Annotated in this window: 23 protein-coding genes, 1 other RNA gene and 1 pseudogene; 18 read left to right on the top strand and 7 right to left on the bottom strand. The window is 71.0% G+C overall.

The window, feature by feature from the left end; translation table 11 throughout:
• Positions 1-3: 3 nt before the first annotated feature.
• From ACWGKQ_RS08260 to ACWGKQ_RS08195, 14 genes are all read left to right on the top strand, one after another.
• On the top strand, positions 4-621 hold the full coding sequence (locus tag ACWGKQ_RS08260) for a D-sedoheptulose-7-phosphate isomerase (RefSeq protein ID WP_453291069.1): 618 nt from the start codon (positions 4-6) through the stop codon (positions 619-621).
• 9 nt (positions 622-630) lie between these two features.
• Positions 631-1572, top strand: coding sequence for an NAD-dependent epimerase/dehydratase family protein (locus tag ACWGKQ_RS08255; protein WP_453291203.1), 942 nt, complete (start codon positions 631-633; stop codon positions 1570-1572).
• Complete coding sequence (locus ACWGKQ_RS08250; RefSeq protein ID WP_453291068.1) at positions 1569-2558, top strand: sugar phosphate nucleotidyltransferase; 990 nt, start codon at positions 1569-1571, stop codon at positions 2556-2558. Before ACWGKQ_RS08255 ends, ACWGKQ_RS08250 begins: the two co-directional genes overlap by 4 nt.
• Complete coding sequence (locus ACWGKQ_RS08245) at positions 2555-3736, top strand: glycosyltransferase family 4 protein (RefSeq protein ID WP_453291067.1); 1182 nt, start codon at positions 2555-2557, stop codon at positions 3734-3736. The genes ACWGKQ_RS08250 and ACWGKQ_RS08245 overlap by 4 nt, the downstream gene beginning before the upstream one ends.
• A gap of 92 nt (positions 3737-3828) precedes the next feature.
• Positions 3829-4977: a hypothetical protein gene (locus tag ACWGKQ_RS08240; RefSeq protein ID WP_453291066.1), complete on the top strand. Its 1149-nt coding sequence runs from the start codon at positions 3829-3831 to the stop codon at positions 4975-4977.
• Between the two features lie 17 nt (positions 4978-4994).
• Positions 4995-5174, top strand: a complete 180-nt coding sequence (locus ACWGKQ_RS08235) for a (2Fe-2S)-binding protein (protein WP_453291065.1) — start codon at positions 4995-4997, stop codon at positions 5172-5174.
• Positions 5175-5366: 192 nt separating this feature from the next.
• On the top strand, positions 5367-5621 hold the full coding sequence (locus ACWGKQ_RS08230) for an acyl carrier protein (RefSeq protein WP_453291064.1): 255 nt from the start codon (positions 5367-5369) through the stop codon (positions 5619-5621).
• Complete coding sequence (locus ACWGKQ_RS08225) at positions 5618-7024, top strand: TrpB-like pyridoxal phosphate-dependent enzyme (RefSeq protein WP_453291063.1); 1407 nt, start codon at positions 5618-5620, stop codon at positions 7022-7024. Before ACWGKQ_RS08230 ends, ACWGKQ_RS08225 begins: the two co-directional genes overlap by 4 nt.
• Entirely contained in the window at positions 7024-8922 is a 1899-nt protein-coding gene (locus ACWGKQ_RS08220) for an FAD/NAD(P)-binding protein (protein WP_453291062.1), read from the top strand. Before ACWGKQ_RS08225 ends, ACWGKQ_RS08220 begins: the two co-directional genes overlap by 1 nt.
• A 58-nt stretch (positions 8923-8980) precedes the next feature.
• Complete coding sequence (locus ACWGKQ_RS08215) at positions 8981-10753, top strand: AMP-binding protein (RefSeq protein WP_453291061.1); 1773 nt, start codon at positions 8981-8983, stop codon at positions 10751-10753.
• Positions 10750-12009, top strand: coding sequence for an ATP-grasp domain-containing protein (locus ACWGKQ_RS08210; RefSeq protein WP_453291060.1), 1260 nt, complete (start codon positions 10750-10752; stop codon positions 12007-12009). Before ACWGKQ_RS08215 ends, ACWGKQ_RS08210 begins: the two co-directional genes overlap by 4 nt.
• Positions 12006-13322: a NikS protein gene (locus tag ACWGKQ_RS08205; protein ID WP_453291059.1), complete on the top strand. Its 1317-nt coding sequence runs from the start codon at positions 12006-12008 to the stop codon at positions 13320-13322. Before ACWGKQ_RS08210 ends, ACWGKQ_RS08205 begins: the two co-directional genes overlap by 4 nt.
• Positions 13303-14586: an MFS transporter gene (locus ACWGKQ_RS08200; protein ID WP_453291058.1), complete on the top strand. Its 1284-nt coding sequence runs from the start codon at positions 13303-13305 to the stop codon at positions 14584-14586. Before ACWGKQ_RS08205 ends, ACWGKQ_RS08200 begins: the two co-directional genes overlap by 20 nt.
• Before the next feature lie 68 nt (positions 14587-14654).
• A complete protein-coding gene (locus ACWGKQ_RS08195; protein WP_453291057.1) occupies positions 14655-15728 on the top strand; it encodes a class I SAM-dependent methyltransferase in 1074 nt (357 codons plus the stop codon).
• Positions 15729-17084: 1356 nt separating this feature from the next.
• On the opposite strand, the gene rnpB is transcribed toward ACWGKQ_RS08195, so the two are convergent.
• An RNA gene (gene rnpB, locus ACWGKQ_RS08190) (RNase P RNA component class A) lies at positions 17085-17489 on the bottom strand.
• Positions 17490-17497: 8 nt separating this feature from the next.
• Between rnpB and ACWGKQ_RS08185 the strand changes: the two genes are divergently transcribed.
• Positions 17498-17659 carry a hypothetical protein gene (locus ACWGKQ_RS08185; RefSeq protein WP_453291056.1) on the top strand — a complete coding sequence of 54 codons (162 nt, stop codon included), beginning with the start codon at positions 17498-17500 and terminating at the stop codon, positions 17657-17659.
• Here ACWGKQ_RS08185 and ACWGKQ_RS08180 read toward each other — a convergent pair.
• The 5 genes and pseudogenes from ACWGKQ_RS08180 to ACWGKQ_RS08160 all read right to left on the bottom strand — a co-directional run.
• Positions 17608-18327 (bottom strand): annotated as a pseudogene (locus ACWGKQ_RS08180) (DMT family transporter); the annotation flags it as partial. The gene ACWGKQ_RS08185 and the pseudogene ACWGKQ_RS08180 overlap by 52 nt on opposite strands.
• A gap of 79 nt (positions 18328-18406) precedes the next feature.
• Positions 18407-19285, bottom strand: coding sequence for a helix-turn-helix domain-containing protein (locus tag ACWGKQ_RS08175; protein ID WP_453291055.1), 879 nt, complete (start codon positions 19283-19285; stop codon positions 18407-18409).
• Entirely contained in the window at positions 19252-19800 is a 549-nt protein-coding gene (locus ACWGKQ_RS08170; protein ID WP_453291202.1) for a TetR/AcrR family transcriptional regulator, read from the bottom strand. Before ACWGKQ_RS08170 ends, ACWGKQ_RS08175 begins: the two co-directional genes overlap by 34 nt.
• 46 nt (positions 19801-19846) lie before the next feature.
• Positions 19847-20269 (bottom strand): DUF4260 family protein, encoded by a 423-nt coding sequence (locus tag ACWGKQ_RS08165; protein ID WP_453291054.1) that lies wholly within the window; start codon positions 20267-20269, stop codon positions 19847-19849.
• 86 nt (positions 20270-20355) lie between these two features.
• Entirely contained in the window at positions 20356-20985 is a 630-nt protein-coding gene (locus tag ACWGKQ_RS08160) for a TetR/AcrR family transcriptional regulator (protein WP_453291053.1), read from the bottom strand.
• A 46-nt stretch (positions 20986-21031) separates the two neighbouring features.
• Between ACWGKQ_RS08160 and ACWGKQ_RS08155 the strand changes: the two genes are divergently transcribed.
• The 3 genes from ACWGKQ_RS08155 to ACWGKQ_RS08145 are packed head-to-tail and all read left to right on the top strand — an operon-like array spanning position 21032 to position 24092.
• Entirely contained in the window at positions 21032-22624 is a 1593-nt protein-coding gene (locus ACWGKQ_RS08155) for an FAD-dependent monooxygenase (RefSeq protein WP_453291052.1), read from the top strand.
• Between the two features lie 50 nt (positions 22625-22674).
• Positions 22675-23439: a MerR family transcriptional regulator gene (locus tag ACWGKQ_RS08150; protein ID WP_453291051.1), complete on the top strand. Its 765-nt coding sequence runs from the start codon at positions 22675-22677 to the stop codon at positions 23437-23439.
• Positions 23436-24092 carry a hypothetical protein gene (locus ACWGKQ_RS08145; RefSeq protein WP_453291050.1) on the top strand — a complete coding sequence of 219 codons (657 nt, stop codon included), beginning with the start codon at positions 23436-23438 and terminating at the stop codon, positions 24090-24092. Before ACWGKQ_RS08150 ends, ACWGKQ_RS08145 begins: the two co-directional genes overlap by 4 nt.
• Here ACWGKQ_RS08145 and ACWGKQ_RS08140 read toward each other — a convergent pair.
• Positions 23983-25419 carry an RNB domain-containing ribonuclease gene (locus ACWGKQ_RS08140; protein WP_453291049.1) on the bottom strand — a complete coding sequence of 479 codons (1437 nt, stop codon included), beginning with the start codon at positions 25417-25419 and terminating at the stop codon, positions 23983-23985. The two genes, ACWGKQ_RS08145 and ACWGKQ_RS08140, sit on opposite strands and share 110 nt — an antisense overlap.
• Between the last annotated feature and the right edge of the window lie 68 nt (positions 25420-25487).

The following is a 25487-nucleotide window of genomic DNA, read 5'->3' as shown; positions in this document are numbered from 1 at the left end:
CCGGTGCGCATCGGTACGCGTACGCGCTTCGTACAAGTCGCCGGCAACTACCTGGACGACCTCAGCCACCGCGTGAGCCTGATCGACCGTGAACGCCTCGCCGACTTGGTGGGCGCGGTGGTGACCGCCATGGAGTCCGGCCGGGGCGTGCTCATCGCCGGCAACGGCGGCAGCTCATCCACCGCCGCCCACATGTGCCACGACCTCAACGCCGCCTCACGGGAGGTCGCGGTCACCCCCGGCTACGCCATCGGCCTCGCCGACAACACGCCGGCGCTGACCGCGGTCGCCAACGACCACAGCTACGACCAGGTCTTCGCCCGGCAGGTGGACGTCCTGGGCCGGCCCGGCGACCTCTACGTCGCGATCAGCGTGAGCGGCGCCTCGCCCAACGTGCTCGCGGGTGCCAAAGCCGCCCGCGCCCGGGCCATGCAGGTGGTCTCGCTGCTCGGCGCGGCCGGCCCGCTGTACGCGCTCAGCGACCACGCGGTCGCGGTCGGGGGCGGCGACTACGGCCTCAGCGAGGACATCCACCTCGCGGTGAACCACATGATGGTGCGCGCGCTGCGGCGGGTGGAGCGGCACGTCTGCGACTACCCGTCCGCCCAAGAGGTGTTCTGAGTGAAAGTCATGGTTACGGGCGGCGCCGGGTTCATCGGTTCGCACCTCACCGACGCACTCCTGGCCGAGGGCCACAGGGTGGACGTCATCGACGACCTGTCCACCGGGAACGCGGCGAACCTCCAGGACGCCTCCGGACAGCCGGGATTCGCCTTCCACCGCTGCGACCTCGGCAGCGCGGAAGCCGCCGGACTGATGCAGGACGTCCGCCCCGACGCGCTGTTGATGCTGGGCGCGCAGATGAGCGTGAAGGTCTCCATGCGCGATCCGCTGCTCGACGCGCGGGTCAATGTCCTCGGGCAGCTCAACCTGCTGGAGGCCGCGGTCGAGGCCGGCACGAGAAGAGTCGTTTTCGCTACCAGCGGCGGCACCATCTACGGCAACGTCGCACCCGAGGCGCTGCCCGTCCCCGAGACGGCGCACGGCGACCCCGACTCCTTCTACGGGCTGACCAAGCGTCTGGCCGTCGACTACCTGCGGCTGTACCGCGACCACCGCGGCCTGGAGTCCGTGGCGCTGGCCCTGGGCAACGTGTACGGGCCGCGCCAGGACCCGCGCGGTGAGGCCGGCGTGGTGGCGATCTTCGCGAACCGGATCCGGCAGGGCGAGGAGTGCGTGGTCAACGGCGACGGCTCCGTCACCCGGGACTTTGTGTACATCAGCGATGTGGTGGCTGCCTTCCTCGCTGCGCTCGAACGCGGCTCCGGGCTGGTCAACGTCGGTACCGGTGTGGAGACTTCGGTGCTCGACGTGCACCGGGAACTCGCCCGGCACACGCCCTCCGCGCCCAGACCGCGGTTCGGGCCGCCGCTGCCCGGGGAGATCGCCAGGATCGCCCTCGACAGCACGCTGGCCCTGCGCGAGTTGGGCTGGCGCGCCCAGGTCTCCTTCCAGGAGGGTGTCGAGCGGCTCCTCGCGGCCACCGGCCTCGACCCTGTGGGGCAGCGGTGAACGCCACCTCGCCGGCGGTCGGAGCGGTCGTGCTGGCCGCCGGCGAGGGACGCCGACTCGGACCGCTCACCCGGGACACCCCCAAGCCGCTGCTCACCGTGCTCGACACGCCGCTGCTCGACCTCATCCTGGCGCGGGTGGCGGAGACCTCCCCCCGGCAGACCTGGGTGGGCCTGAGCCACCGCGCGGAGGCCGTCGAGGCCCATCTGCGAGCCACGGGACAGGACGACACGGTGCGATTCCGGACGGAGGATCGGCTCAGCGGCCCGGCGGGAGCGCTCCACCAGTTCACGGAGGACCTCGCAGCCGTGGACGTCGTCCTGGTCGTGTCCGGCGACATCGTCTTCAACGACTCCCTGCCCGAGCTGGTGCGGGCGCACACCGCGAGCAGCGCCGCGATGACGTTCGCCGCCCTCCGCGTCACCCGTGCGCACCGCTACGGAGTGCTGGACGTCGACTCCTCCGGCACGGTGCAGCGCACCCGGGAGAAGCCCGACGTACCGCCCGAGCAGGAGCACTGGGTGAGCGCCGGCATCTACTGCCTGCGGCCCGAGGTGCTTCGGCGCGTTCCGGCCGGGGCGGAGTGCTACGACTTCGCCGCGCACCTCGCCCCCGAGCTCATCGCGGACGGCCACCGGGTGCGCATCCACCCGCTCGGGGGCTACTGGAACGACGTCGGCCGGCCCGCTGCGCTGCGGGACGCCAACCTGGACGCCGCACGGGGTCTGGTCCGGGGCCTGCGGCCACGCCGGCCCGCTCCGCAGCACAGCGGGGAGAGCCTTCCGCCCGAGGTGCACGTCGGTGTCGGCGCAGTCCTCGAACCCGGCAGCCGGATAGCGGGACCTGCGGTGATCGGGGCCGGTGCGCGCGTGGCCGAGGGCTCGACGGTTCACCGGAGTGTCCTGCTCCCACGAGCCGCGACCAGCCCGGGCGGCCACTTCTTCGAGGCGCTCGTCGGCGCGGACACAGCACGGGGAGCTTCATGAACCTGCTCTTCCTCAGTTCCACGTTCCATCCGTACACGGGCGGTGCCGAGACCTACATGCGGCTGCTGGCGCAGGGCGCGGCGGCCGCCGGCCACCAGGTCACCGTGCTCACCGACGGAAGCCGGCTGCCGGAGCTCCCGGCCGAGGAGGAGAGCGAGGGGTACCGGCTGGTCCGGCTGCGGACCTTCGCCGCGGAGCTCGACCGGACCGACACCGTGCTCTGGCGCCGGATGCAGTTCGCGCTGCTCGACGAACTCGGCGAGCTCTCCGGCGTGAACGGCGCGGACCTCGTTCACGCCAACAGCCACGAAACCCTGGTGCACGCCGTCGCCATCGCACTGGACGCGGGCATCCCGCTCGCCGCCTCGCTGCACGAGCAGAACCCGGACCTGGGGCCGTTCGGACACGGCCGCTGCCGCCTGTCCTACCAGGTCCTCCCGGTCGACGCCTACTTCACCGGGAGCCGCTTCTACGACGAGCGTGCCATGGCCTACGGCGCGCCCCGGGAACGGACCCATCTCATCTACCACGGTGTCCCGATACCCGGACCAGACCCGGCACTGCGGGCGGCGGGACGCGCGCGGTACGGGCTGGAGGACGACGACGTCCTCCTGCTGTGCCCGGGCCGGATCGACCCCCGGAAGGCCCAGCTCGACCTGGCTGAGGCGCTGCCGGCGGTGGTGTCCGGGAGACGACGGGTCCGGGTCCTGCTCGCCGGCCGGGACACCGACCACGCCTACGCCGCCCGGCTGCGGGCGCGGCTGCAGGAACTCCGGCTGCAGGAAGTGGTCCGGATCCAGTCGGATCTCACAAACCGGACCATGGACCAGGTGTATGCGGCCTCGGACATCGTGGTGCAGCCCTCGCTCGAGGAGGGGCTCGGACTGGCCGCCATCGAGGCCATGTCATGGGCGCGTCCGGTGGTAGCCACGGATGTCGTCGGGTTGAACGAGGTAGTCACCCACGACGCCGACGGACTGCTGGTCCCCGTGTCGACTCCGCCCGCGCTCGCCGACGCACTGACCGCCCTGATCGCCGACCCGTCCCGGGCCCAGCGACTCGGGGCCGCTGCCAGGGAGACGGTCCGGCAGCGCTTCAGCCAGCAGGCGATGGTCGACCGCCACCTCGAAATCTACGCCTCGCTCTGTGCGGCGCGGACGGGGACCACGGCCGCGTAGCCGCCGTCGCCGCCTCGGCGGAGCAGCCGAGGGCGGAAACCCGTTCGGGAACTCCCCAGCCATGTCCTTTCCATGTGAATCGAGGAACTGTGATGACTGACGTCAACATTTCTCGGCAGCTCCTGCCGCACGCCGGCGACGACGACAGGCTGCCGGTGGAGGTCCACTGCCACGGCTTCAACGGCGTGGACTTCTCAGACCTGGCAAACTTCGACCTGGACCTGCTCAATGAGGCGTGCCGGGCCGAGGGCGTGATCGCACTGCCGACCCTCTACCTGCACCGGGACCGGCTCTCCGACTTCGAGCGCCTCGTGCACGGCTACGCACGCCGGCGGGCGGACGGCGAACTCGGCCACATCGGCGGCATCGCACTGGAGGGGCCGCTGCTGGCCAGCCACGGCGGCACCCCGGCGTCCACCGTATGGCTGCCGACCCGGGCCGAGTGGGAGCGGCTGGCCGCTCTCGGCGAACACGGGCTCGTGTACACCGTGCTGTCGCCGGACGCCTTCTCCCCCGAGTCCGGGTTGAGCGAGGCGTTCGGCTCCTCGGAGGCCCGGTTCGACACCATCGTCCCGCTGCTGGTCTCGCACGGGGTGCGCCCTGCCCTGGGCCACTTCACCAGGGCCGACCCGGCCCGGAGCGCGGCACAGGTGAACGAGATCGTCGAGCTCGCCCTGGGCGCGTCCTGGCCGGGGGGCGGGGTCAGGGTCATTACCGACCATCTCTTCAACGACATGCCGCTGAACATCCGGCACGCCTTCCGCACCTCAAGCGCCCGGGCCCAGCGAGCCGAGACCGTGGCGGGGTACGACCTTCCCGGGTGGACCCTGGAGAACATCGAGGAGATCCTCGGCCCCGTTCCGGCAGCAATCATCCGCCAGGCGAACGCCGGGCGCATTGCCGCCTGCATCAACTTCGACGGTGAGCACGTCGACCTCGACATCGCCAAGCGCGCTGTCGAGTTGATGGGCTTCGAGAATTCGATGCTGATGACCGACCGGTGCGACTCGGCGCGCCTCGGCGGGCAGGAGCTGCACCAGATCCAGGCGAACACCCTGTGGTACCAGGAGGACGGCATCGTGGCTGCGGGCTCGCAGCCGCTGGCACGCCAGATCGACAACGCTCGCTCCGTCGGCCTGGCGGACGCCGATATCTGGCAGATCGTCGCCGGCACCGCGCATCGGTCCTTCGACCTCGCAGCCTCGGCGCAGCTCATCGAACCCGGACGGCTGGCGGGCTGACCGGGGTGGCGGCGAACGTGTCACTGGTGTGCATCTGCTCCCGGGTCACCGAGTCCGAGCTGATCGAAGCGTGCCGCAGCGGCTGCCGCACGGTGGACGACCTCGGTGTGCGGACCGGCGCCGGTCAGGGCTGCGGTGACTGCCGACCGGACATTGAGGACCTGCTGGTCGAGACTTCCGACCAGCAGGCCGGCTGAGGCCCCTGCGAGTCGAGGGCAGAAGGGTCCGGACAAGGGACAGGAGCGGCCGTCCGGCTTGCACCGCCGGACGGCCATGCACCAGTAACGGCAAAAGAACAACGACCCAAGCCCGATCAGTTTCCTTTGCATCCGTCACCGTCTTCGGACACGAACTCATGGAAACCCATGCCACCTTCCATCAAGCACCGCGTGAAGCAGGTCCTGGTCGTGGTGAAGGGACTCGCCACAACCCCTGACAAAATCGGGGACGATCAGTTGCTCACATCTCAAGAAATCGGCCTGGACTCACTTTCCCTGCTTGAAGTCATTGTCCGCCTGGAATCCGAGTTCGAGGTTCTGATACCGGACTCCGAGGTATTTCACGCACAACTGCAGACCGTCGAGGACCTGACCGAACTGGTCGCACAACAGGTGGAGCACGAGGGGATGGAATCCGGCACATGACCACTCAGCCCACGAATTCCGCGGCATCCGAAAGGATCGTGCCCACACACTGGTACAACGTCCTGTCCGACCTGAAGGACGTCGAGGACGCGGCCCGACTGCGACGAGCCCGCCCCGCCGAGGTCACCCGCCCGGCCGACGGCGGCATAGCCCCTCAGATCCCGCTGACGATGTACCGGCAGAGCCTGAGCCGGCAGCCGTTCATCGAGATCCCCGACGAGGTACGGCAGCACTACCTGCGTTGGCGCCCCACCCCGCTGAAGCGAGCCCGGAACCTCGAACGGCTGCTGGACACCCCCGCCAGGATCTACTTCAAGTACGAGGGCACCAGCCCGACGGGCAGCCACAAGCTCAACACCGCGCTGGCCCAGGCCTACTACTACAAGCAGGCCGGCGTGGAGGAGCTGACGACGGGAACCGGCGCGGGCCAGTGGGGGTCCGCGCTGTCCCTGGCCGCCCGGGTTTACGGGCTGCGGTGCACGGTCTACATGGTCCGCGTCAGCTACGACCAGAAGCCCTACCGCCGGGTGATGATGGAGATGAACGGCGCCAAGGTGGTACCGAGTCCGAGCACCGGGACCGCGGCGGGGCGCGCCGCACTGGCTCGGGACCCGGAGACGAGTGGCAGCCTGTCCATCGCCAACGCCGAAGCGTTCGAGCACGCGACAGCCCTGGACCGGTGCAATCTGTCGGTCGGCAGCGGGGAGAACCACGTCCTGCTGCACCAGACGGTGATCGGTCAGGAGGCGCTGCGCCAGCTGGAGGCCCTCGACGAGTTTCCGGACGTCGTCATCGGCGCGGTGGGCGCGGGCAGCAACTTCTCCGGGCTGGCCTTCCCGTTCTTCCACGAGAAGATCCGCACCGGCAGGGCCACCCGGTTCGTCGCCGTGGAGCCGGAGGCCGCGCCCAAGCTCACCAGGGGCACCTACGCCTGGGACTACAACGACTTCACGGGTGTCACCCCCATGACGAAGATGTACACCCTCGGGCACACCTTCGTCTCCCCTGGCATCCATGCCGGCGGACTCCGCTACCACGGAGCCGCTCCCCTGGTCAGCGCGATGTACGAGCAGAAGCTGATCGAGGCCGTCGCCTACCCCCAGCAGCGCGTCTTCGAAGCCGGCATCACCTTCGCGGAGCAGGAGTGGATCACCCCGGCACCGGAGTCGGCGCACGCCGTCCGGGCGGCCGTCGACGAAGCGCTACGGGCCCGGGAGGAGGGCCGCGAGAAGGTGATCCTCTTCAATCTCAGCGGCCACGGCCTGCTCGATCTCTCCGCCTATGAGCACTACCTGAGCGGCCGGATGACGGACATGGCGGCAACCGAGGAACAGATCCGCGCCTCGCTGGACCGGCTTCCGCCCCAGGACGACGGGCAGTCGGCCGCTGCCCGCTCCCGGTGATGTCCGCCGACGGCTCGTTCACCGTGGCCGTGGTGGGAGGCGGGCCGCGCGGTATCGCGGTCTTCGAGCGGCTCGCCCACCACCTCTCCAGCGCGGCCGACGACCAGCCGCGGGGAGCCGTGCACATCGTGCTGCTGGACGCGGTGCAGCCGGGGCGCGGCAGAGTCTGGCGCACGGACCAGCCACCGTGGCTGCTGATGAACACAGTCATCGGCGAACTGACCATGTTCCCGCCGGGCCAGGGCCCCACGTTCGCCGAGTGGCTGCGCCGGCGTCCTGAGCCCGAGCTGAACACACTCGACGAGAACGACTGCGCGCCGCGCCGGACGTACGGCGAATATCTCGGGCATGTGTACCGGGAGGCTGCCCGCCGGCTGCCCCCCACCGTACGGGTGACGGAGCCACGCAGCCTGGTCACCTCGCTGCGGCCCGGCCAAGGCGGCTATGTGCTGGAGCTGTCCGACGAGTCCGGCCCGCGGTGTCTTCGAGCCGACGCGGTGGTCCTGGCCACGGGCCACTCCGGCGTACCGGCGGTGGAGCAGCTCGCTCCGGATCTGTGGCAGGCCTCGCAGGACGAGCCGGATCTGCTCTTCCTGGGCGGCCGGCCGGTGGCCGACCTGGACCTCGATGCCATCCCCGTGGAGTCGGCGGTCGGTGTCCTCGGGCTCGGTCTGTCCTTCTACGACCTGCTGCTCTCCCTCAGCGTGGGGCGCGGCGGCTCCTTCCGCCGCGCGGGGGACCGGCTGGTCTACACGCCCAGCGGAAAGGAGCCGGTCGTCCACGCCGGTTCGCGCAGCGGGCTGCCCATCGGTACCCGGGGGCACAACCAGAAACCCGCCGCGAGCGGATACTTCCGGCCGTGCTTCCTCACTCCTGCGGCTCTGGCCGGACTGCGCGTGGACGCCCTGCGCGACCGCGGCACGCCCTCCCTGGACTTCATGGCCGCCGTGTGGCCGCTGCTGACCGCCGAGGTGAACCTGGTCCATGTGCACGCGCACGCCCGAGCACGGCAGGGCGCCACGGCCGCCGCGGCACTGGCCGACGAGCTCACTGCGGTCGGCCCCGACATCCGTGACTGGCGCGGCCCCCTGGCCGAGCACGGCCTGGACGACATTCAGCCGCTGGACCTGGAACGGCTGGGCCGCCCCTTCGCCGGGCGCCGGTTCCCCGGCCCGGCCGCCTACACCCGAGAACTGCACCGGATCCTGCGGAACGATCTGGCCGAGGCCCGCCTCGGCAATGTCGACGGTCCGCTCAAGGCGGCTCTGGACGTGATCCGGGACGCCCGCGACCTGCTGCGGTTCGCCCTGGAGTCGGGCGGGCTGGCGCCCTCGTCCCAACTCGATTTCCAGGCCCGTGTCGCTCCCCTGTTGTCCTTGCTGTCGACGGGGCCGCCACCGCTGCGTACGGAGCAGTTCCTCGCGCTCGCCGAGGCAGGCCTCGTGCATGTGGTCGGGCCGGACGCCATGTTCGGATACGACCGCGAACGGCGGCTGTTCACTGTGGAGTCGCCGGCGGTCCGGGGCTCCCGGCGGCATGTCTCCACGCTGGTCGACAGCCGCGTCCCCACGCCCTCGCTGTCCGCCACCCGCAACCCGCTGCTGCGGCAGTTGGCCGACGACGGACTGGCGGACGTGTTCGTCACCACCGCGGGTGACACCGCGTCCGCCACCGGCGGTCTGCGGGTCACCCCGGCGGAGGGCCGGCTGGTGGCCGCGGACGGCGGCGTGCACAGCGCCCTGTACGCCCTCGGCGTGCCCACCGAGGGCGCTCGCTGGTTCACCCAGATCGGGAACGGACGCACCGGCAGCCGTACCACGTTCCACCGCGAGGCCGACGCCATCGCCCTGAGCATCGTCCGGTACTGCCGGAGCAGACTGCCGGGGCGGGTGGCCTGACCCGCCGTGCCCCTCCCCCACTTCGCATGCGAAACCCGCAACTCGCCCTGGAGTTCCCATGAGTTCGCCCCCTGCCTTTGAGGCCCCGTCCGGCGCCGCTCCCGGCCCCCGGAGCACCGCCCACGAGGAATTCCGCGTCGCCCGGGACGTACTGCTGCGGCACGCGCACGACCCGGATCACGCCCACGCGTCGTTCCGCTGGCCCCGGCCGCCGCACTTCAACTGGGCCGTGGACTGGTTCGACGCGGTGGCCCGGGGCAACGGCCGCCCCGCCCTGTGGGTGATCACCCCGGACCGTGACCGGCAGGTGTCCTTCGACGGCCTGGCGCGGCGCTCGGACCAGGTGGCCGGATGGCTGCGGTCCCGCGGCGTGCGGCGCGGAGACGGCGTGGCCCTGCTCCTCGACACCAGCGTGGCCGTCTGGGAGCTGTTGCTGGCGCTGATGAAGCTGCGCGCCGTCGCCGTACCGCTGTTCACCACGCTGGCCGCCGAGGAGGTGGATGACCGGTTGCGCCGTGCGGGCGTGCGCCATGTGGTGGCCGACGCCGCCGTGGCCGGCGAACCGGCGTTCCAGGGCACGGCGTTGCACACCGTCCCGGGCCTGCGGGTCTGTGTGGGCGGCCCGGTCCCCGGCTGGGAGCCGTGGACGGACGCCGAACGGTTCGAGGGCGGTTTCGCGGCGGAGGGTCCCACCCCTGCCGACGAACTGATGTGCTGCTTCTTCACCTCCGGGAGCACCGCGCGGCCCAAGCTCGTCGGCCACACCCATACGAGCTATCCCATCGGACATCTGTCCGGAATGTTCTGGGCGGGCCTGCGGCCCGGCGACGTCCATCTGAACATCTCGTCCCCCGGCTGGGCCAAGCATCCCTGGAGTTCGCTGTTCGCACCGTGGAACGCCGAGGCCCAAGTGGTCTCCCTGGACACCCGGCACGCCTCCGCCGAGCTGGTCCTGAACGCCCTCGAACGCACCGCGGCGACCAGTTTCTGCGCCCCGCCGAGCATCTGGCGCCGGCTGGTCGCCGCCGGGCTGAGCGGGCGGCAGATCGCGCTGCGGGAGGCCATGAGCGTGGGCGAGCCGCTCACCGACGACATCGTGGACGCAGTCCGCGCGGCCTGGGGTGTCGTCGTACGCAACGGCTACGGCCAGTCGGAGCTGACCGCGATGGCCGGTGTGTCGTCCGGGCAGCCGCACGACCCCACCTCCCTGGGACGTCCCCTGCCCGGCTACCGGATCGTCCTGTGCCCGCCGGGCACGACGGCATCCGCACGCGAAGGCGAGATCTGTGTGGATCTGACGGATCGCCCGGCGGGACTGATGCGGGGTTACCTCGATCCGGCGCACACGCCGCCCTCGGGGCCCGGAACGCTGTACCGAACGGGTGATCTCGCCCAGTGGGAGGACGACGGGACCCTCACCTTCATCGGTCGGGTCAAGGACGTCTTCCACACGGCACGCGGCGTCCGAGTCGCACCTGCCGTGCTGGAGAAGCTGCTGCTGAGCCACCCGGCGGTCGCCGAGGCCGGCGTGGTGCCGGTGGCTGCCGCGGCGGACCCCGAGTCGTTGGAGGCCAAAGCGTACGTCCGTCTCGCGAACGGCTGGAACGCGGGCGCGGTCACGGCCGAAGCGGTCCTCGGACATGTCAACGGAAAGCACGGTGAACTCCCCGAGGCCGTACGGCTCACCGTGCTGGAGTTCGTGGACGACCTCCCCCGCACCGAGTCCGGCAAGATATTCCGGGAGCAGCTGCGCGGGTTCGTGCGCTCTCCGCTCGTCGAGTTCACCGCGCCCGTGCCCGCCGCGTCCTCTGCCCGCGAGACGGACTCATGAGGCGTGAGCATGTCCTACTTCTCGACCGCTGGGGCTACAGCGCCTACCGGCATCCGGACGGCCGCCCCTACCTCGATCCGGACCGGTACGAAGTCACGTTGGTGACCCTGCCGGAGAAGGCGCACGACCACCGGCCGGGCGAAGTGTCCCGGGTGGTGACCGCCGACACCTCACACGAGGAGCGTGTCCTGGGTGCGCTGCCCGAGATACAGGCCGGGCCGCCCGTGGACCGGGTCGCCGCCGTGACCGAGCGGTTGCTGGTACCGGCGGCCGCCCTTCGCGAGGTCCTGGGTGTGCCCGGCCTGGATGTCGCGCAGACGACCGTGTTCCGCCACAAAGTGCTGATGAAGCGTCATGTCGCCGCGGGCGGTGTGCGCACCCCGGAATTCACTGGAATCAGCGGCCCGGCCGACGCCGAGCCGCTGCTGGAGAAGTACGGAAGGATCATCCTCAAGCCCGTCGACTCCTGGCTCGCACAGGGCGTGCACCAGGTAGCGAGCCGCGCCGAACTGTGCCGTCTGGAGCAGACCGGCCTCGGCCACGATGGCCCCTACCAGGCGGAGGAGTTCGTCGAGGGCACTTCCTGCCACATCGACAGCGTGGTCCGGGCGGGCCGGCCCGTGGCCGCGCTGGCTTCCCGCTATCTCGATCTGCTGCCTTCGCTGGTCCCGGGCGACCAGCGCAGGTCGGTGGCGGTCGGCGCGGGGAGGGTGCGCGAGACGCTGCTCGCCTTCAACCGGCAGGTGCTCGCGACGACGCCCTGGTTCTCCGGCGTCTCCCACCTGGAGGTCTTCCTCACCCCTGATGGGATCCCGGTCTTCTGCGAGATCGCCGCCCGTCCGGGAGGAGCCGGTGTCATCCCGTCCTTCAGGCACCGGTACGGCATCGACCTGCGACTGGCCGCGCTGCTGGGCCAGCTGGGTCTCCCGCTGCCCCGCCCGGACGAGTGCCAGCCGCCGGACCGGCGGGCCACCGGCTGGCTGGTCTCCTATCCGGCTGCCCCCGCGCTCTGCCGTACCCCCGCAGATCCGCCGGACGTCGACTGGCTGGTCCAGCTCAAGTGGCTGACGGATCCCCGCAACGTCTCGCCGGCCACCGTCACTGCGCAGGGGCTCGCCGCGGCCACGGTCTGCGGGCCGGACCCGGCGACTGTGACGGAGCGGCTGGCCCAGGTCAAGGACTGGCTGACCGGCACCCGTCCGGACCTCGGTGGCCCGGCCCCCGCCGTACCGGCCCGCCGCAGAGGTCCGGTGTGAACGTCCTCGTCCTGCACCGGGGTTCGCTGGCGGCCAACCCCTACCACGAGTGGCTCGCGGACCACGAGGGCGACATCGTGCTGCTCGCCTCCGAGGAGTTCCTGGATCGCCATGGCGAGCGGCTGCCGGCCGACCAGCCCCGCTACCTGCACACCGAGGCGGTCACCGGGTACGACGACGACCGGGAGTTGGCAGACCGAGCCGCGGAACTCGCCCGCAAGTACCGCGTCGGGCATGTCATCGCCTGCCAGGAACGTGATCTGGAACGGGCCGCGCAGCTGCGCCGGGAGCTCGGTCTGCCCGGGCCGCTGCCGCACGACGTGGCGCCCTTCCGTGACAAGTGGGAGATGAAACGCCGGGCCCGCCTGGCCGGACTCCCGGTCGCCGAGCACACCCTGCTGACCAGTCCGGACCTGCTCCGTGCCTTCGCAAGGCGCCACGGTCTGCCGGTCGTGGTCAAACCGCGCCGGGGAGCGGGTTCGGTGGGTCTGCGCGTGCTGGGCAACGAGCGGGACATCGGTGCCTTCATCGCGTCAGGTGCGGGCGCCGGGAGCACATGGCTCGCGGAGTCCTTCGTACCCGGCGGCATGTGCCACATCGACGGCCTGGTGACCGGAGGCGAGATTCGGTCGATGTGGCCGTTCCAGTACCTGTACACGCTCGCGTCCTTCCGTGAGGACCGGGACGCCAGGCTGGATCTGCCGTTCGATCCGGGGGACCCGCTCGGCGACCGTCTGCTCGCGTTCGCACACGAAGTGCTGCGGGCACTCTGCGGCCCACTCGCTTCCGGGCCGGGGCCCGTTCGGGGCCCGCTGGCCGGACCGCGGGACTTCGCCTTCCACATCGAGGTGTTCCGCACCCCGCAGGACGAACTGGTGCTGTGCGAGGCGGCCTGTCGGGCCCCCGGGGCGGCGCTGCGGGAAGTGCACCGTGCCATGTTCGGCTTCGATCCGGCCCAGGCTGCGGTGCGGGCCCAACTCGGGCTTTCCCCCATGGTGGAGGGCCCGGACAGCGGTCGCGTGCCGCCAGGGGTGCTGGCTGGCCAGATGCTGCTGATGAAGCGTCCCGGAACCCTGCGCGCCCTGCCGGCCGGGCTGGACGGATTCCCCGGCCTGGTCCGGCAGCGGACCTTCGTCCGCCCCGGCGGACGGATGACCGCACCCACCTACTCTGCCGACGTGCTGGCCGACTTCGTCGTCAGCGGGCCCACCCGCGCAGAGTGCGAGCGGCGGATGCGTGCGCTGGACGCTCGGTTCCGTGACGGGCTGGAGATCGACTTCAATGAGGAAAGACGTGACCAGAGCGATTCCTGACCGTGCGAGGACCGACGAGCCTGCCGCACCGACCGCTGCGGCCTTCCGGCTGCCCGGCTTCCGGCTGCTGTTCGCCGCGGTACTCGTCAACAACACCGGCAGTGAGATCACTCTGCTGGCCTACCCCCTGGTGGCCGTGGTCCTGCTGCACGCGGGTCCCGAGCAGGTGGGTCTGCTGGCAGCCGCGGGTACGCTCGCGTTCCTCGTGATCGGCCTGCCCGCGGGGGTCTGGGTGGACCGGTTCGAGCGTCGCCACGTCATGATTGCCGCAGACCTCACCCGGTTCGGGCTGCTGGCCTCGGTGCCCCTGGCCTGGTGGTTGGGGCATCTCGGCCTGGAGCAACTGGTGGCCGTAGCGTTCCTGACCGGTGTCTGCCGGGTCTTCTTCGACGTGTCGGCGCAGAGTTATGTGCCACGGCTCGTCGGACCGAACGGCCTTGTGGCGGCCAACGCCGGCCTGACCGGGGCGAATTCCGGCTCTCAGATCGTGGGACGCGCGCTGGGCGGATTTCTGATCCAGGCACTCACGGGCCCGGTGGCGATGGGCATGAACGCGCTGACCGCGTTGTGGTCCGCAAGCTGTGTCCTCTTGATTCGCGGCGACCGGCCGCCGTCCGCGCCGGCGGCCGACCCGGTTCCGCTGCGCCAGGGCGTCCGCGAAGGGCTGCGTCATGTGCTCCGGGATCCCGTCCTCCGGCCGTCCGCCCTGTCGAGCAGTCTGGGGAACCTGTTCATCAGCATCACCGTCACCATGCTGCCGGTGGTACTGGTCCGCGAGGTGGGTCTGTCCGCCGGCGGGGTCGGCCTCTTCTTCTCGGTCGCGGGCGTGGGGTCTGTACTGGGTGCCGTCCTCACTCCCTGGGCGACCCGGAGATTCGGTTACGGACGGGTGCTGTGGCTCTCGGCCATGCTGAGCGCCCCCCTGTATTTCCTGCTGCCCCTGGCCGGTCACGGATTCCGGCTTGTCGTCGCCGCAGGCGCCTTCCTCGTGATGAACCTGCGGAACATGATCGGCAATATCATCCTGGTCAGCTACCGGCAGCAGGTGACGCCCGACCACCTGCTCGGCAGAGTCAACGCCACCATGCGCTTCGCGCTGTGGGGGATGCTCCCGATCGGCTCGGGCCTGTCGGCGCTGATCGGCGAGTACGCCAGTCCAAGGACCGCTCTCTGGGTGGCCGCGACAGGCACGGCGCTCGCCTGGATTCCGGTGGCGCTGTCACCACTCAGCGGCATGAGAGATCTGCCGCCCGCCGTCCAGTGACGCGTTCACGAGACTTCGCTCTCCGTGCTCTCTTTCCACCGAACCAGACGCCATCGAGAGGAACCACCATGACAGTCCAACATGACAAGTCTCCCGAATCGGCCTTCCCCGTAGAGGCGTTGAACTACTTGCCGACAATGACGATCGGCACCTACCTGAGCACGGTCGCCGCCACACATCCGCTCCTGTCCTCGCTGCTGGATCTCGGACGCCCGGGCACCGAAGCCGCCCTCGCTGCCCTGGCGGACACGGTCACGGAGTTCGACTCCGACGGCACGGGACGAGGGGACTCGTACCGCAAGGCGCAGCGGAACACGATGGTCCGCTGGACCGGGATACGCCAGATCCTGGGTCTGCTGGCACCGCAGCGATCCGGCGCCGCCACTGTGCTCGACGTCCTGGGCGGGGACGGCACCATCGCGAGGGCCCTGGCCACAGCCGCGGACCCGGTCCTGTCCGGGCTGTGCGTTGTGACCGGCGACGTGTCCGGAACCATGGTCGAACGTGCCCTGGAGCACGGCCTCCCAGCGGTGCGCCAGTCGGCCGACTTCCTGTTCCTGCGGGACGATGCGGTGGATGCCGTGCTTCTCGCCTACGGAACCCATCACATATCCCCTGTGGACCGTCCCGCCGCCATCGCCGAGGCCGCTCGGGTGGTCCGCGCCGACGGCCAGGTACTGGTCCACGACTTCGACGAGACGAGCCCGATGGCACGGTTCTTCACCGAGGTGGTGCACCCGTACTCGACTGCCGGTCACGACTACCGGCACTTTTCGCGTGCGCACCTGACCGAGTTGTTCGATCATGCCGGGATCCCCGCTCAGCTGGTCGACTTCTACGACCCGCTGACCGTCGTGGCGGACTCCGCGGAGGAAGCCCGTCAGGGTATGTGCGACTACATCCAGGAGATGTACGGAATCCACAAGTTCTTCGCCGAGTACGAGAACGCGGAGGCCGCCTGGCATTCCCTGGAGCAGTACTTCGATCACGCTGCCTATCTGGGCGCCGTCAACCGCCGGGGGGATTTCCGGAGTTCGCCGACGATTTATGCGGCCGGCAACCGATTCGTGGCGGAAGTGCCCCGCGTGGCACTCCTCGCCGTGGGACCCAAGGGATCCGCCTGGCAACGGCCGACACAATGAGAATATTCCAGCCGCGTCCAGGCATCCGGGTGTCCCACACCCGAGCCCGGCGCGGCGCGCTGTCCTGACTGCTGGTCAACTCGGCGATCGTGACCTTCAGTTCGTCGATCACGCATGTCTCTACGGCCACCAGCGTCACGAGTTCCCCGTACGACGGCCGCCGCAACATAACCCGGAACGTACACCTCGGCGCGCATCCGCCCCGCCCCGCCCCGTGAACGGACACTGGACACGTCAGAGTGCGGTCAGTATCTTTGGTACAGACAAATACAGGGCCGCGGGGGCGCCTCTGCCTGGCGTCTCTCTCGCGAGTGTCGGAGCAGTGGGGGATTTCATCAAGATATGCACATGCAAACCGTTGGGATGCCGCGTGCTGTCTACCAAATCCTTCGAGAATCCCGGTCGTCACTCACCCTGGTGATTCCCGCCGTCGATCGCACTGATTCCGACGAACTGCGCACCGCCAGGGACATCGCCCGTTCGGGAGTGCCGGTACGGGTTCACCGAGCGAAGCCCGTGACTGATCCGGGCCCGTCGGACACCCCATTGAGCGAGAGCACACCACCCTCGGGGAATCTCACCTGCATGGCTGTGGTGGACGGCCGTTGCGTGGTCATCGCCGGAAACGGCCGAAACTTCCAGGACGGCGCGGTCATCGTGTACAGCACACGCATGGCCCGCGTCATGGAGGAGGGAATCGGCACTGGGGGCCATACCGTCGATGCGGACTCCAACGAACCGTGCGTCATCGACATGGACGACCGGGAGCGCAAAGTGCTCTACCAATTACTTCTGGGTGCCACGGACGACCTGGGAGCCAGACGATTATCGATGGCGACCCGCACCTACCGGCGGATCGTCGCCGTCCTGATGAAGCGACTAGCGGCCGAGAGCCGCTTCCAGGCAGGCTACTTGGCTGCCCGACTGCATCTGATGGATGCCCCGGAGGCTGTTCCCCGAGATCAACCCAAACCAGAACCACCCAACCGTACGGACCCGGTCCGGAACCACAGCGGGAGCATATCGGAACTCTCTCCCGCGAAGGTAGCCCAGGCCGTACCCAGAAAGGCCGCCGCCGGCCGTCCTGGTCGCCCCCTTCACCGGCTGCCTGCACCGCCGCGGGAACGAAGGGGCAAGTGTCTGATGGACGGCGGATCCGATGATCAAGGAACCGCGTCTGATGACGGCGACTGTAGTAGAGAACGAGCAGGCCGAGCAGGTGATTCAGGCACCGTCGAGTGCGGTGTCGGACGAGCAGCTCCCGGCCTCCCGGGAGGTCCCAGGTAGAAGCGGGACGGCTCCAGGCACGAGAAAAGGCCCCGACCAGGCCATAAGGCCAGGTCAGAGCCTCAGCGGCAGACGAGTCGGGCTGTACGCCGGGTTCTGTACCCCGGTCCCTCGCGGGTGCCGGGGTGACGGCCATCCATCTAGGGCCGGTGTTGCCACCGGCCTCGTGCGGTCTACCCGCGGACTCGGGCGGGCAGCCCTCGAACGTCCGCGCAGGGACACCGGGGTGTCCCCTCTTGACCTTGCTCCGGGTGGGGTTTACCTAGCTGCCCAGGTCACCCTGGGCACTGGTGGTCTCTTACACCACCGTTTCACCCTTACCGAGGACCGAGGTCCCCGGCGGTCTGCTTTCTGTGGCACTGTCCCGCGAGTCGCCTCGGGTGGCCGTTAGCCACCACCCTGCCCTGTGGAGCCCGGACGTTCCTCGGGAAGCCCCCCGTCAAGGGGACTCCACGCGGCCGTCCGCCCGGCTCGTCTGCCGTGTGGACCATGCTACCGGGCGCGCCGGCCCCTTCGGTGCCGAGGACGCCGTCGCCAGCACCGAACCCGCCAGGATCAGTGCGAAGGAGACCGCGATGGTCGGGGTGAAGCTCTCGCCCAGGAACAGCGCTCCCGCCGCCACCGCGACCGCCGGGTTGACGTAGGTGATGACCGTCGAGCGGGTCGGGCCGATCTCCTTGATCAGTTCCAGGAAGGCCACGAAGGCCACCGCCGTGCAGAGGACGCCCAGCGCGAGGAGGGAGAGCAGGGCGTTCGTCGAGGGGAGGGAGGAGGGCCAGGTCGCGGCCGCCGCGGGGGCGTAGACCAGGGTCGCCAGGGTCAGGCAGGGGGCTATCAGCTGCAGCGTCGGGACGTCCTTCAGGCGGCGGGCCGCGATGAGGGGGGCCGTCGCGTAGCCGATGACCGTGAGGAGGACCTCGCCGAGGGAGCGGGCGTCGCCGCCGGTCAGGTGCGGGATGGTCAGGACGCCCACGCCGGCCAGGCCGATCAGGAGGCCCACCACACGTCGTGCGCCCAGGTGCTCCCGCTCGCCGCCGAAGTACCTCGCCGCCACCACTCCGACGATCGGTACGCCCGCTATCAGCAGGCCCGCCGTCGAGCTGGACAGGTGGCGCTCCGCGTCGGTCAGGGTGAACCACGGGCCCATGATCTCTATGCACGCGAAGGCCAGCATCGGGCGCCAGTGGGTGCGGACGGTCAGCCACAGGCCGCCCTGGCGGATCGCCAGGGGGAGCAGGAGCAGGGCGCCCACCGCACAACGTGCGAACACCACCATCGACGGGGACACCTCGTCCACCGCCACCTTGATCATCAGATAGGGGATGCCCCAGATCACTCCCATGAGGGAGAAGAGGAACCAGCCGCGTGCAGTCATGCGGCAAGCTTCGCTGTCAGTACCGTGCCGCGTCTTGAACGCTGTTGCGGTACGCCGCCGGGGTCACCCCCAAGACCCGGCGGAACCAGCGGGTCATGTGGGCCTGGTCGGCGAAGCCCACGAGCGTGGCGGCCTCCGCGGGGCGCAGGCCCGCTTCCAGCAGGGCGCGGGCGCGGTTCACCCGGTACTGGGCCAGCCACGCGTACGGCGGGACGCCCATCGTCGTACGGAAGGCCCGGAGGAGCTGGTAGCGGGAGAGACCCAGGTCGGCCGCCAGGTCGGCGAGGGAGGGTGGGGTGGTGAGTTCGTCCGCCAGGCGGTCCCGGACGAGGAGGGATATGCCGTGGGCTCCGGGTATCTCGTCCCTCGCCGGTCTCGCCGTGGAGTGGCGGCGGGACAGGGCCGTCAGCAGCCAGGGCAGGCGGGTTTCGGCCTCCAGCGGGTCCGGGCAGGCGGCCAGTTCGGTGTGGGCCAGGCGGAGGGCCGCGGCCAGCTCCGGGTCGTCGACGACCGGGTCCCGGAAGTGCGGTACGGCGTCCAGCGTGCCGTCCGCCAGCAGGGACGGGGCCGCGTACAGGGCGCGGTAGGCGTAGCCGTCGGTCGGGGTGGCCGGACCGCCCGTGTGCATCTCGCCGGGGGCCAGGACGACGATCGAGCCGGGGCCGGTGTGGATGTGGCCGCCCCGGTAGGCGATCACCTCGGAGCCGGCCACGCACACCCCGATCGAGAACTCGGCGTGCGTGTGCGGGGCGTAGACATGCTTGTCGAAGCTGGCCGTCAGCATGTCGACCGGCGGGCCGCAGTGGCCCAGTCGTGCTCTTGTCCACCGTGCCTGTTCGGCCACGTTCGCACCCCCTTGCGCTAAGGGTGCAACGTCCGCAGGCCCCGTTTCCATGCCGCGTCCAGGTCGGCGTCCTCGGGAAAGCGGCCGTGGATCTCCAGGATCACCATGCCGTGCGCGAATGCCCAGGTGGCGCGGGCCAGGTCGAGGTCCCCGCCGCAGGCCCGCAGGAGGGGGAGAGCAGCCCTGTCCTCCAGGCCGGGCGGCAGAGCAGCGCGCGGGAGGGGACGTTCCGTGGCCAGGCAGTACAGGTGAGGGTGGGCCAGGGCATATGTGCGGTACGCCTCGGTCAGCGCCCCCAGTGAGCCGGAGGAGCCGGAGGAGTCGGGGGTGCGGGACTCCGTCGCCTCCAGTGCCTCGGCCGACTCCTCCAGCATCTGCGCGATGAGTTCGACCTCCACGGCGTGCTTGTCGGGGAAGTGCTTGTAGAGCGAGGGGGCCTTGATGCCCAGGCGGTCGGCGAGGGTGCGCATGGTGAGGACGGCGGGGCCGGACTCCTCCAGCAGGTCCCGGGCCGCCGCCGCGATCTCCCGCGCCCTCGGCGTCAGCCGGTCGGTCGCCCGAGTCATGTCGGTCGCTTCGGTCGTGTCGGTCGCTTCGGTCGTGTCGGTCGCGTCAGTCACGCTGGAAGCCCTCCTTCGTCCGCAGTCCGTAGCCGAAGGCGCGATCGTACGAGATGTGCGCCAGCCAGCCGCAGAGGGCGGCGAACGCCGGAGGCCAGGAGAAATAGGGCTGCGCCGCGTACGCCACCAGCAGGACCAGCGGCGCCTGCACCCGGTGCATCGCGTTGTAGTACGGCACCGCGCGCGGCGCCAGCTGCCCCTTCGCCATCCGGGGCGCCTCGTCCAGGGCCACCAGGAAGGTGAGGTCCGGGAGGATCAGGAAGAGCAGGGCGAGGGCGCCGGCGAGCCAGCCGTGGTTCACGCCCTCCAGGACCGCGAACGCCGTCCAGAACAGGGCGGCGGCCAGCCAGGCGGTGCGGCGCGCCACCGTGGTGACGGTACGGCCAGCGGGGGTGACGTTCGTGGTGCCGGTCATGGCTGCCTCCCGAGGGCAATTCAGCTAACACCGTTAGCCACGACGGTAAGGCTAACGGCGTTAGCCGTCAAGGGGGTGCGGTGCGGTCACGACACCATCCGCTCCAGCGCGTCGAACGCCGCCCCCATCCGCTCCCGGTGGTCCTCGACGATCTCCGCGAACCGGTCCCCCGCCAGCTGGCGGCGCACCGAGGTGACGCACACCGAGCGGTACGCGGCGACGGTCACGGCCGCCACCAGTTCCGGGTCGGCGAGCCCGGCCTCGGCCAGCGCGGCGGCCAGCGCCTGCTCCACCTCCTCCACCGCCTCACGGGCCCGGGCCCGCAGCGCCGGGGAGTCGGCGACGACCGGCCAGAAGCCCGCGAAGTTCTCGCCGACGCCGCCCAGCGGATGGCGTGCGTCGATGAACCGGAAGGCCAGACGGCGCAGCGCCGCGAGCGGGGGCTCGCCCGGCGCGCGGTCCCGTACCGCCCCGGCGAAGGCCGCCACGGCCTCCGGGATGCGGTCGAGGAACAGGTCCTCCTTGCGCGGGAAGTAGTTGAAGACGGTCATCGCCGAGACCCCGGCCGCCCGCGCGACCTCCACGACCGTCACCTGCTCGAAGCCGCGCTCCCGGAACATCACCGTCGCGACGTTCGAGATCCGCTGCCGCGTCTCCCGCTTCTTGCGCTCCCGCAGGGACTCCCCCGGCCTGCCCGGCCTGTTCTCATCGATCACGAGAAAACTATAGCCGCTCGAAAGTTTTAGTGACTACAGTGAAGTCATGAGCGAAAGCATGAGGACTGCACACGAGAACGACTACGACGTGGTGGTGGCCGGGGGCGGGCCCGTCGGGCTCTTCCTCGCCTGCGAGCTGCGGCTCGGCGGCGCGGACGTACTGGTCGTGGAGCGGCTCGCCGAGGTGGACGAGACCATCAAGGCGGGCGGGATGAACACGGCCGGCGCCGTGACCCTCTACCGGCGCGGGCTGCTGCCCGACCTCACGGCGGCCTGGGAGCGCAACCGGTGGCGGATGCGGGCCTTCCTCGGGGACCGGGAGCAGGGGCGGGGGCAGGGCGCCGACGCGCCCCGGACTCCCCCGAAGTTCGCCGGGCACTTCGCCGGGATCATGATGCGCGGGGAGCTGTTCGACGACTCCGACCCGGCGTTCGCCGACATCGGCCCCGCCGACGGCGTCGGACTCGGCGTCCCGCAGGTGGAGCTGGAGCGGATCCTGGGCGCCCGCGCCGAGCGGCTCGGCGTCGAGATCCGCCGGGGCGTGGAGCTGACCGGTTTCGACGCCGACGAGGACGCCGACGGCGGCGCCGACGGGGTGGTCGTACACCTCGGTAGCGGCGAAGACGTCCGGACCGGGTGGCTCGTGGGGTGCGACGGCGGGCGGAGCACCGTCCGCAAGCTCGCCGGGTTCGACTTCCCGGGGACCGAGCCGGAGATCACCGGCTATCAGGCGGTCGTCGAGATGAGCGGGGGCGAGCGGCTGGGGGCCGGGTGGAACACCACCGGCGTGGGGACGTACGTCAACGGGCCCTTCCCCGGCCGGATCCTCACCGTCGAGTTCGACGGGCCGCCCGCCGACCGCTCCGCGCCCGTCACCGCCGAGGAGCTGCAAGCCGCCCTGCGCCGGGTGTCGGGGGTGGCCGAGGTGACCATCCACGAGGTGCACTCCTCGACCCGGTTCACCGACAACGCCCGGCAGGCGAGCAGCTATCGCAAGGGGCGGGTGCTGCTCGCCGGGGACGCGGCGCACGTGCACTCGCCGTTCGGCGGGCAGGGGCTCAACCTCGGGCTCGGCGACGCCATGAACCTCGGCTGGAAGCTCGCCGCCGTGGTGCGCGGGACCGCGCCCGAGACCCTGCTCGACAGCTACACGGCCGAACGGCACCCGATCGGCGCCTGGGTGCTCGACTGGACCCGCGCCCAGATCGCCGTGATGCGCCCCGACCGGCACGCCCGCGCCCTGCGCCGGGTGGTCACCGATCTCGCGCTGACGACGACCGGGACGACGTACCTCGTCAAGCAGATCTCCGGCGTCTGGCAGCACTACGACCTCCCCGGCGGCCACCCGCTGACCGGGCAGAGCGCCCCGGACCTGGAACTCTCCGACGGCACCCGGCTCGGCGACCACCTGCACGACGGCCGTGCCGTGCTTCTCGACCTCGCCGACGACCCGAAGCTGCGGGCCCGCGCGGAGGGGTACGGCGACCGGCTGGACGTCGTCACCGCGGCCTGTCCGGGGCGGCCGGGACTGACCGGTCTCCTCGTACGGCCCGACGGGTTCGTGGCCTGGGCCGCGGACGAGAACGACCAAGGGGACGACCTCGACGACGCCCTGACCCGCTGGTTCGTCGCCGCGTGACCGGCACCGCCGCTTGACCCTGCCGCGACGTCAACGTCTCTACTGGTCACATGCGGATCGGAGAACTCGCCGCCACCGTCGGCGTCACCACACGCGCGGTGCGGCACTACCACCACCAGGGCCTGCTGCCCGAGCCCGAGCGGCTCTCCAACGGCTACCGGGACTACACCCTCCGGCACGCCGTCGTCCTCGCCCGGATCCGGCGGCTGACCGAACTGGGGCTCGGCCTCGCCGAGGTGCGGGACGTGCTCGCGGACGACGCCGGCAAGGACCTCGTCGAGGTGCTCACCGAACTCGACGGGGACCTCGCCCGGCAGGAGGCGGAGATCAGGGAGCGGCGGCAGCGGCTGCGGGCCCTGCTGGACACCGGCGAGCTGCCCGCCGAGGGGCCCGTCTCGCCCGAACTGGCCGCCCTGTTCGCCGAGACGGCCCCGCGGCTCGCCGGCTCCCCGATGGCCGCCAAGGACCGTGAGGTGTTCGCCCTGATGGAGACGATCGCCGATCCGGCGGCCCGGGAACGGCTGATGTCCCTCGCCGGTGCCATCGCCGGGTCACCGCAGGCGACGGCGCGGGCGGCGGAGGCCTACGCCCTGCTCGACGCGCTCGCCGACGCGGACCCCGGTGACCCCCGGGTGGCCGAGGCCGCCCGGGTCCTCGCCGGCTGCATCCCCCACGAGGTGCTTCCCGACGACGTCATCGACCACGAGGACGGCTTCCTGCGCGCCCTCTACGCCGACGTCGCCCCGGCCCAGGCCGCGGCGATCCGCCGGGCACTGGACATCGTCGTGACCGGGAAGGCCGGGGAACGGCCGTGAAGGCGGTGTACGCCGTGCTCCGGCACGAGGTGCGACTGCTGGTGAGCGTGGTGCTGTGGGCCGCCCGGCGGACCAGAGGCGCGGGGGTGCGCTTCGGGTACGCCCGGGGTCAGGGCGCCATGATGTTCGGGCTCGCCTTCGTGTGCGTGATCGAGACGATCGGGGTGTCGGTGCTGCTGCGCCACTGGCCGGCCGTGCACCTCGTCGTCCTCGTCCTGGACGTCTACACCGTCCTCTTCGTCGTCGGCCTGCACGCCGCCTCCGTGGTCCACCCCCACCTGCTGACCCCGGACGCGCTGCACGTCCGCAGCGGCGTCCGGCTCGACCTGCGCATACCGCTGGACGCGATCACGGCCGTCCGGCGCGAGACGCGCTACCTGCACGAGAAGAAGGCCGGCGAACTCGACCTGCCAGTCGGCTCCCAGACCTCGGTGACCCTCGAACTCGCAGAGCCGGTCGCCCACCTGAGTCTGCTGGGCCGCCGACGGGAGGTGGGCGTCGTCCGGTTCCACGCCGACGACGCCACCGGTCTCGTACAACAGCTCACGCGGGCGCGAAGCGTACCTTCGTCGTCCCCGGATCGGCCTCCGTCAGCCGGACCGGCAGCCGCTCGCCCAGCGGGAGAGGTTCGGCGGCCTCGATCCGGCCTATGACGGCGGGCTGCTGCAACAGCACCTTCCCCACGGTCGGCTGCCGTGCCTCGACCTCCACCACGCAGCCGTCGAAGACCTCCCCGACCCGGTCCTTGAGCAGCGCCGCCTCGACGATGTCGACGCACTCCCGCTCCACCGTGCCGGCCCGCCGCGCGCCCTCGGCCATCTGCTTCGGGAGCGTGTCCAGCGCCATCAGCACCCAGTCGGGCGGGGCCTCGCCCGCGGCCGCCGCCAGGCACAGTTCCGAGGCGTAGCGGTCGGCCAGGCGGCGCAGCGGGGCGGTGCAGTGGGCGTAGGGGGCGGCGACGGCCGCGTGGGTGGTGACCGCGGGGAGGACGCCGTCGCGGAAGACCGTGTAGCCGGCGCCGCGCAGCAGCGTGGTGCACTCCTGGAGGAAGGCCGCGTGGCGGGGGCGGCGCGGGTTCAGGGAGCGGATCAGCGCGGCGTAGGAGACATGGTGCGGCCACTCGATGCGCAGCGCGTGCGCGGTACGGCGCAGGCGGGCGACCGCGCCGTCGGGAGCGACCGGGAGGGTGCGCAGCACACCGGTGCCGCAGGCCAGCATCAGGTCGGCGGCGGCCATGCCGGTGAGCAGGGAGATCTGGGCGTTCCAGGCGTCGGCGGGCAGCGGGGCGCGGTAGCTGAGCTCGTAGGTGTGGTCGTACTCGACGATCTCCTGCTCCGGCACGCCCAGGGAGATGCCGCCGCGCTCCACCTCGAGGCGTTCGCGGGCCTCGCCGATCTCCCTGAGCAGCGCGAGGGGCTCCTCGGCGGTGCCCTCGTCGATCCGCTTCTGCACGCCCGCGTAGTCGAGCTTGGCCCGGCTGCGGACCAGGGCCCGGCGGACGTCGGCGGTCCGCGTCCGTCCGTCTCCGTCCAGGTCGATGGTCCACAGGACGGCCGGGCAGGTCTGGCCGGGGAGCAGGCTGGCCGCGCCCTCGCTGAGGACGGCGGGGTGCAGCGGGACCTTCTCGTCGGGGAAGTAGAGGGTGTTCACGCGGTGGTGCGCCTCGGAGTCAAGGGCGCCGCCGGGGACCACGAAGGCGGCGACGTCGGCGATGGCGTACCGGACCCGGTAGCCGCCGTCGTGCCGGGACAGGTGCATCGCCTGGTCCAGGTCCTCGGCGGTGGGCGGGTCGACCGTGAAGAAGGGGATGTCGGTCGCGTCGTGGCCGGGCACGGCCGGGAGCCTTGCGACGCCCTCGGCCTCCGCGAGGACCTCGGGCGGGAAGTTCTCGGGGATGTGCAGGTCGGCCCGGAGCGCGGCGAGCGCGGCCCGGAGGGGGGCCTCGGGGGCACCCTTGACGCGGATGTGGCGGCGGGGCATAGGACGAGCGTAGTCACAGCACGCCGGTCCGGCGCTTTACGCTGGCGCGAGGCGTTGATGATGAGACG

It is taken from the genome of Streptomyces sp. NPDC054770 (genome assembly GCF_053611985.1).
The sequence above is the reverse complement of the archived record's forward strand: the minus strand, read 5'-3'. Positions and strand labels throughout refer to the sequence as shown.

What these genes read in the sequence shown, in the direction of transcription:
- ACWGKQ_RS08255 (WP_453291203.1), top strand. Translation starts at nt 631, where the DNA reads ATGGTTACGGGCGGCGCCGGGTTCATCGGTTCGCACCTCACCGACGCA.
- ACWGKQ_RS08245 (WP_453291067.1), top strand. Translation starts at nt 2,555, where the DNA reads ATGAACCTGCTCTTCCTCAGTTCCACGTTCCATCCGTACACGGGCGGT.
- ACWGKQ_RS08240 (WP_453291066.1), top strand. Translation starts at nt 3,829, where the DNA reads ATGACTGACGTCAACATTTCTCGGCAGCTCCTGCCGCACGCCGGCGAC.
- ACWGKQ_RS08225 (WP_453291063.1), top strand. Translation starts at nt 5,618, where the DNA reads ATGACCACTCAGCCCACGAATTCCGCGGCATCCGAAAGGATCGTGCCC.
- ACWGKQ_RS08220 (WP_453291062.1), top strand. Translation starts at nt 7,024, where the DNA reads ATGTCCGCCGACGGCTCGTTCACCGTGGCCGTGGTGGGAGGCGGGCCG.
- ACWGKQ_RS08215 (WP_453291061.1), top strand. Translation starts at nt 8,981, where the DNA reads ATGAGTTCGCCCCCTGCCTTTGAGGCCCCGTCCGGCGCCGCTCCCGGC.
- ACWGKQ_RS08210 (WP_453291060.1), top strand. Translation starts at nt 10,750, where the DNA reads ATGAGGCGTGAGCATGTCCTACTTCTCGACCGCTGGGGCTACAGCGCC.
- ACWGKQ_RS08195 (WP_453291057.1), top strand. Translation starts at nt 14,655, where the DNA reads ATGACAGTCCAACATGACAAGTCTCCCGAATCGGCCTTCCCCGTAGAG.
- ACWGKQ_RS08175 (WP_453291055.1), bottom strand. Translation starts at nt 19,285, where the DNA reads ATGGAAACGGGGCCTGCGGACGTTGCACCCTTAGCGCAAGGGGGTGCG.
- ACWGKQ_RS08170 (WP_453291202.1), bottom strand. Translation starts at nt 19,800, where the DNA reads ATGACTCGGGCGACCGACCGGCTGACGCCGAGGGCGCGGGAGATCGCG.
- ACWGKQ_RS08165 (WP_453291054.1), bottom strand. Translation starts at nt 20,269, where the DNA reads ATGACCGGCACCACGAACGTCACCCCCGCTGGCCGTACCGTCACCACG.
- ACWGKQ_RS08155 (WP_453291052.1), top strand. Translation starts at nt 21,032, where the DNA reads ATGAGCGAAAGCATGAGGACTGCACACGAGAACGACTACGACGTGGTG.
- ACWGKQ_RS08150 (WP_453291051.1), top strand. Translation starts at nt 22,675, where the DNA reads ATGCGGATCGGAGAACTCGCCGCCACCGTCGGCGTCACCACACGCGCG.
- ACWGKQ_RS08140 (WP_453291049.1), bottom strand. Translation starts at nt 25,419, where the DNA reads ATGCCCCGCCGCCACATCCGCGTCAAGGGTGCCCCCGAGGCCCCCCTC.